The organism is Deinococcus pimensis DSM 21231, from assembly GCF_000519345.1.
GTDB classification, from domain to species: Bacteria; Deinococcota; Deinococci; order Deinococcales; family Deinococcaceae; genus Deinococcus_A; species Deinococcus_A pimensis.
The window spans coordinates 197-6,020 of sequence record NZ_KI912674.1; the positions used below are offsets into that span (position 1 = coordinate 197).

Annotated in this window: 6 protein-coding genes; 1 reads left to right on the top strand and 5 read right to left on the bottom strand. The window is 71.3% G+C overall.

The annotated features are described in order from the left end of the window. Positions 1-139 precede the first annotated feature (139 nt). On the top strand, positions 140-493 hold the full coding sequence (locus DEIPI_RS0122860; protein WP_027483302.1) for a hypothetical protein: 354 nt from the start codon (positions 140-142) through the stop codon (positions 491-493). 4 nt (positions 494-497) lie between these two features. On the opposite strand, the gene DEIPI_RS0122865 is transcribed toward DEIPI_RS0122860, so the two are convergent. The 5 genes from DEIPI_RS0122865 to DEIPI_RS0122885 form a co-directional block, all read right to left on the bottom strand. Then, entirely contained in the window at positions 498-1,748 is a 1,251-nt protein-coding gene (locus tag DEIPI_RS0122865) for an Nramp family divalent metal transporter (RefSeq protein WP_045235036.1), read from the bottom strand. A gap of 50 nt (positions 1,749-1,798) precedes the next feature. Then, a complete protein-coding gene (locus tag DEIPI_RS0122870; RefSeq protein ID WP_027483304.1) occupies positions 1,799-2,464 on the bottom strand; it encodes a metal-dependent transcriptional regulator in 666 nt (221 codons plus the stop codon). Between the two features lie 237 nt (positions 2,465-2,701). Beyond that, complete coding sequence (locus tag DEIPI_RS0122875) at positions 2,702-3,670, bottom strand: tyrosine-type recombinase/integrase (protein WP_027483305.1); 969 nt, start codon at positions 3,668-3,670, stop codon at positions 2,702-2,704. 87 nt (positions 3,671-3,757) lie between these two features. Continuing rightward, a complete protein-coding gene (locus DEIPI_RS0122880; RefSeq protein ID WP_027483306.1) occupies positions 3,758-4,753 on the bottom strand; it encodes a GNAT family N-acetyltransferase in 996 nt (331 codons plus the stop codon). A 201-nt stretch (positions 4,754-4,954) separates the two neighbouring features. Next, positions 4,955-5,824: 3-oxoacyl-ACP synthase (locus DEIPI_RS0122885; protein WP_027483307.1), on the bottom strand; the 870-nt coding region annotated here is incomplete at its 5' end.

A 5,824-nucleotide genomic window follows, 5' to 3' on the forward strand; every position in this document is an offset into this window, starting at 1 on the left:
CTACCTCGCCGACGCCCGCGCCGCCTACGAGGCGGCGGGCCTGCCGCACGAGGCGGGCGCGCTGGGCGCGCCGTCCCCGTCCTAGCCTTCTCAGGTTCCGCTGATCAAGCTCGCACGTGGTGATGTTAGGGTGCCTCGCGTGACGCTCCTTCCCACGTGGTGGCTTCCCCTGGTTCTGAGCTCGGTCGTGCTGGCCGCCGTGACGCTCGCGCTGGGCCGCCGCGGCGCCGTCTGGGGTCTTCCGGGCTTCGTGGCGTTCACGGTGGTGTGGCCCGACGCGTCGCTGCATGGCCTCGCGCTGGTCTGCACGCCGTTCGTGGTGGTCGGGACGGCGCTGCAACTGCTGGCCTGGCGCGCCCCGCGTGGTCTGCGTGACCCGCTCGGACGCGTCGGGCCGCGGCGTTCACGCGACACGTCCTGGCTGGCGGTGGCGCTCGCGCTCACGCTGGGCGGCGTGGCGCTCGCGATCACGGTGTCGTCGCGCCACCCCTGAACCCTCAGCCCAGGAACGTCCGGACGAGCAGGTACACGTTGAGGCCGATCACGAGCGCCGCGATGAGCCAGCCGATGGCCGTGACGGCCTTGTGGTTGACGAGCACGCCCATGACGTCGCGCCGCGCGGTGAACAGCAGCACCGGCACGAGCGCGAACGGGATGCCGAAGGACAGCACGACCTGCGACAGCACGAGCGTCGCGGTGGGATCGAGACCCGCGAGGATCACCGCGAAGGCGGGCACCATCGTCACGAGGCGGCGCACGATCAGGGGGATGCGGAAGCCCACGAAGCCCTGCATCACGACCTGCCCGGCCATCGTGCCGACCGTGCTGCTCGACAGGCCCGACGCGAGCAGGGCGAGCGCGAAGGCCGCGGCGGCCGCGCCGCCCAGCAGGGGCGTGAGGGTCCGGTAGGCCACCGTGAGGTCGGCGACGTCGGACCTGCCGCTCGCGTGGAAGGCCGCCGCGGCGGACGCGAGCATGCTCAGGTTGATGAGGGCCGCGACGGTCATGGCGATGAGGACGTCGGCGCGGTTGAAGCGGGCGAGCCGCAGTTTCTGCTCGTCCGTGGCGGCGGTGACGCGGTTCTGCGTGAGGGCGCTGTGCAGGTAGATCACGTGCGGCATGACCGTCGCGCCGATGATGCCGACGGCGAGGTACACGCTGTCCGTTCCCTCGAAGCGCGGCACGAACCCGCCGAGGAGTTCCGGGCCGGGCCTGGAGAGCACCACCTGCACGACGTACGCGAGCGCGATCACCCCGACGAAGGCGCTGATGACGATCTCGATGGGCCGGAACCCGCGGTTCTGCAGGGCCAGGATGGAGAACGTGACGACGCCCGTGAGGACCGCGCCCCAGATGAGCGGCATGCCGAACAGCAGGCTGAACGCGAGGGCCGCGCCGAGGAACTCGGCGAGGTCCGTGGCGATCGCGACGATCTCCGCCTGCGCCCAGTAGAACCACACGACGGGCCGGGGCCAGCGGTCGCGGATGTGCTCCGCGAGGTTCCTGCCGGTGGCGAGCCCGAGCTTGCTGGTGAGGGTCTGCACGAGCATCGCCATGAGGCTCGCGCCGAGGACGACCCACAGCAGCAGGTACCCGAACTGCGCGCCGCCCTGGATGTTGGTGGCGAAGTTGCCGGGGTCCATGTACGCGACGGACGCGACGAAGGCGGGCCCGAGGAACGGCAGGAGCCGGGCGAGGCCGCGCCGGTCGCTGCTGCGCGAGAGGACCGCCTCCGCGCGGGCGTTCATGCGTTCGTCGAGCGTGGCGGGCCGGGCCGCGTCCTCGTTCGAGGTGCGGCTCACGCGGGCACCTCCTCGGTGACGAGGACGCGCTCGGCGACCGTCATGCCGAGCGTCCGGTCCTGTTCGGCGACGTGGACGGTGACCGTTCCGAGTTCCTCCTCGCGCCTGACGAGCCTCACGAGCGCGCCGGGCGTGAGGCCGCGCTCCATGAGGGCGCGCAGCACCGTCGTCTCGCCGGGGACCCGCTCGATCCGCGCGAGGGCGCCGGGACGCAGCGTGGTGAGGGGCCGCGTGTCCCGCGCGGGCAGGTCGCCGTTCTTGGCGGGGATGGGGTCGCCGTGCGGGTCGAAGTCGGGATGGCCGAGCCATTCGGCGATGCGGTCCTCGAAGGCCTCGCTGATGACGTGTTCGAGGCGTTCTGCCTCGTCGTGCACCTCGTCGAGGGGGTAGCCGAGCGCGCGGTGCAGGTAGAGCTCGAGCAGGCGGTGGTGACGCAGGATCTCCAGCGCGACCCGTTCACCCTCCGGGGAGAGGGCGGCGCCCTGGTAGGGCTGGTGCGTGACGAGGCCGAGTTCGGCGAGTCGCCTCAGCATGTTCGTGGTGCTTGGCGCGCTGACGCCGAGGCTGTCCGCGAGTGCCTGGGTGCTGACGCGGCCGTGCTGACCGAGGAGGTAGAGCTGCTTGAGGTAGTCCTCCATCGCGTGCGAGATCGGGGGCGCCATCCCTCGCTTTTAGTCCTGTCTAAACCGAAAGTCAAGCGGTGTGACGATCAGGGCCAAGACGCGGTGAACCTTCCGCGAGGCCACCACCAAAAAAGGTTCAGCGGAACCCGACGCCCCTCCCCTTGCTCACGTCGGATCCCGCTGACCTGAGGCAAGCATAGGACGGGCGCCGTGAAGCTCACGTGAAGCGGCGCGTGGTGTCGTGACAGGCACGTGAACGCCCCTTTCACGCGTGGGTCAGAAGCCGCGCACGAAGTCGGCCACGTCGTGATCCTCGACCTCCACGTACGCGCGCGTCGTGACCTCGCTCGCGTGTCCCAGGAACAGGCTGACGCGCGTGAAGTCCCGCACGGCCTGATAGAGCCGCGTTCCAGCGTGCTTGCGCGCCCGGTGGAAGCCGTTGAAGCGCCCGCCCGCCTGGCGGAAGCGTTTGCGCAGTCGCCACGCCGCCACGCCGTAGTTGGCGTAGGGCAGCACCGACGCGGACGCGTCCTCACTGCGCTCCAGCACGGCGAGGGCGCGCGCGAGGCGGTCGCTGACCGGCACCCGGCGCCGCTTCGAGCCCTTGCCGAGGACGCTCACGTAGCGCCCCTCCACGTCACCCCACCGCAGCGAGAGCGCCTCCCCGACACGCAGGCCCGCGTGGGCGCACAGCAGCAGCAGCACGGTCTCGTGCGGATCGCAGTGCGGCAGGACCGCGTCGATCTCCTGACGGTAGGGCGGTCGCGCCACGATGGGCGGCGTGGGGTCCTTGGGTGGGCGGACGTCCTGGAAGGGATTGGCGTCGGTCGCGTCGGCCCACTGCAGGGCGCGGTAGAACGCCCGGACGCCCGCGACGTGCTTCTGCACCGTGCGCGGCGCGAGACGGCGCACGCGGGTGGTGCGCTGCCTGCGGTTGTGCTCCACGAGTTCGAGGGTCTGGAGGTGGTTGAGGTACAGGCCGCCCACCCGCCGCCCCGGCCGCAGCAGGGTGACGCCGTGATCGCGCGCCCAGGGGACGAAGCGGCGCGCGGCGTGCTCGTAGGCGACGAGCGTGTGACCGCTCGTGCGGGCGGCCTTGCCGCTCGCGGTGCGCAGGTAGGCGTGCAGGATCACGACGAGGGTGTCCGCGTCGTACTCGGTGGCGGCGCGGACGGCCGTGACGCGGACGTGCTCGTCGGTCCGTCCGGCGAGATCGAGGGGAGCCTGGCGAGGAACGAGGGTCACGGACCCACCTTACCCGAACTCGACTCCAAAGAAGTTCGATTCTAAAGATGCTCACGAGAGAGATGGGGCGCGTGACCCCACCCGGATTCAGGAACCGGCCCCGTCCAGCCGGAGCTCGTACCTGTAGCGCGTGGTGGTCCGCTCGAAGCCCAGCGCTCGGTTCATGCCGATCATCGCCGTGTTCGGCGGGTCGTTGAACGTCCGGATCTCCCCGCCGCCCGCGGCGGCGAGCGCCCGCATCGCCTCCACCTTGAGGGCCTTGGCGATCCCGCGCCCCCGGTACGCGCGCAGGACGCCCGTCATGCCGATCATCGCGAAGCCGCCCGCCTCGTTGAAGGACAGCGTGCTGTACCCGACGAACAGGCCCGTCCGATCGTCCTCGCGGTGAGGATCGATCGCCACGAACGACAGGTCGGGACGCAGCGTGGGATCCTCGAGCTCCTCGCGTCTCCACTGCTCGTACGGACGCTTCGTCACGGGCGTGCCGAGCGGCACGTCCTGAAAGAGCGTCCATTCGAGCTCGTACAGCCGGCGCTCGTGGGAGTCGTCGCCCAGCAGGTCCGCCAGCGACCTCAGCTCGATCCCCGCCGCGCGGACCGAAGCCAGGAGCGCGTCGAACGTGCCGAGGTTCGCGGCGTCCGTGTGGAGGCGCGACTCGTACCGCTCCCAGGCGGGCCGGAAGCCCCGGGACTCCAGGAACGCGCGTCCCGCCGCGTCCTGCGGACGGTCCGTGATCCCCGTGCGGATCTCCCGCGCGTCCCGCTCGCGCAGCCGACGCGTCAGCTCGTCGTAGAGGGCCCCTCCGATGCCGCGCCCCCGGAAGTCCGGGTGGACGTGGATGGTCCCCCAGTAGCGCCACGGCTCGAAGGAGAACGCGTCGTGACCCACGGCGCCGAACGCCACGACCCGCCCGTCCGCCTCGGCGACGACCTGGGCCCGGTAGAGCGCCGGGTCCGCGTGCGCGTCCTCGTGGGCGAGCAACTCGGGCGTCACGGGGTAGGCGGGGTCGCTGGCGTTGCGGACCTCGGCCAGGGCGGGGTAGTCGTCGGGGCGCTTCAGGTCGCGCAGCTGGAACTCGGGCATGCGCTCATCGTCCCAGCCCGTGACGCGGGCCGCCATAGCGGTGTTGGCGTAGGCAGGAGAATCACGAGCAGAACTTGGGTCCGAACACGAGCGATACTTCAAAGTATCGAACTCAGAAGTATCGTGTTTTGATTTGCACTTCTCGCAGGAACAGCAATACGCGAGTTCGCGGGACAGACATCCTGACCTCCCCTCTGGGCTTCAATACGTCAGCACCGCCCCGCCGATGGAGAAGCCCGCGCCCGTCCCGACCAGCAGGACCCGCTGGCCGCGCCGCAGACGTCCGGTCCTCACGGCGTGGTGCAGGGTCAGCGGGATAGACGCGGCCACGCAGTTCCCGAGCTCCGCGAGGGTGCTCACGACCGCCTCGTCGGGCCAGCCGAAGCGCGAGAGGAGCCTGAGCCCCACGAGGCTCGCCTGGTGCGGCACCACCACGTCCACGCCCGCGAGGGACGACGACAGACCCGGACGGAGGCGTTCCAGGAAGCCCGGCGCGTACGCCCGCGCGAGCCGCAGCACCTTCGGTCCGTCCATGTGGAAGGTGAAGTCCTCCGCCGAGCTCGCGGGGTGACCGGGCGGCAGGAAGGTCCCGCCGCCGCGGATCTCGGTGTGCGCGGCGCCGTGCGCGTACGTCTCGAAGCGCAGCGCCTCCACCCGGCTGCCCTCTGAGTCCCCGGCACGCCCGACGATCACGGCGGCGGCCCCGTCCCCGATGAGGGTGGCGCTCTCGGGCTCGCGCGGATTGAGGCCCACGCTGCCGATCTCGCTCGTGACGATCAGCACCCGCGCGTAGCGCCCCGACGCCACGTACGTCGCCGCGACGTCGAGCGCCGCGACGAAGCTCAGGCAGGTGCCGTGCACGCTGAAGGCCGTCACGCCCGTCTCGCCGAGACCCAGCTCGGCCTGCACGAGCGCCGCGCCGTCCGGAATGGGCTGCTGCTGAGTGCCGCTCGCGTTGAGGATGAGGTCCACCTCGGCGGACGCGAGGCCCGCGTCCCGCAGGGCGTCCTCGGCGGCGCGGGCGCCCATGTACGCGTTCGTCTCGGCACGCGGATCGGCGCGGCGCCGCTC

What these genes read in the sequence shown, in the direction of transcription:
- DEIPI_RS0122865 (WP_045235036.1), bottom strand. Translation starts at nt 1,748, where the DNA reads ATGAACGCCCGCGCGGAGGCGGTCCTCTCGCGCAGCAGCGACCGGCGC.
- DEIPI_RS0122870 (WP_027483304.1), bottom strand. Translation starts at nt 2,464, where the DNA reads ATGGCGCCCCCGATCTCGCACGCGATGGAGGACTACCTCAAGCAGCTC.
- DEIPI_RS0122880 (WP_027483306.1), bottom strand. Translation starts at nt 4,753, where the DNA reads ATGCCCGAGTTCCAGCTGCGCGACCTGAAGCGCCCCGACGACTACCCC.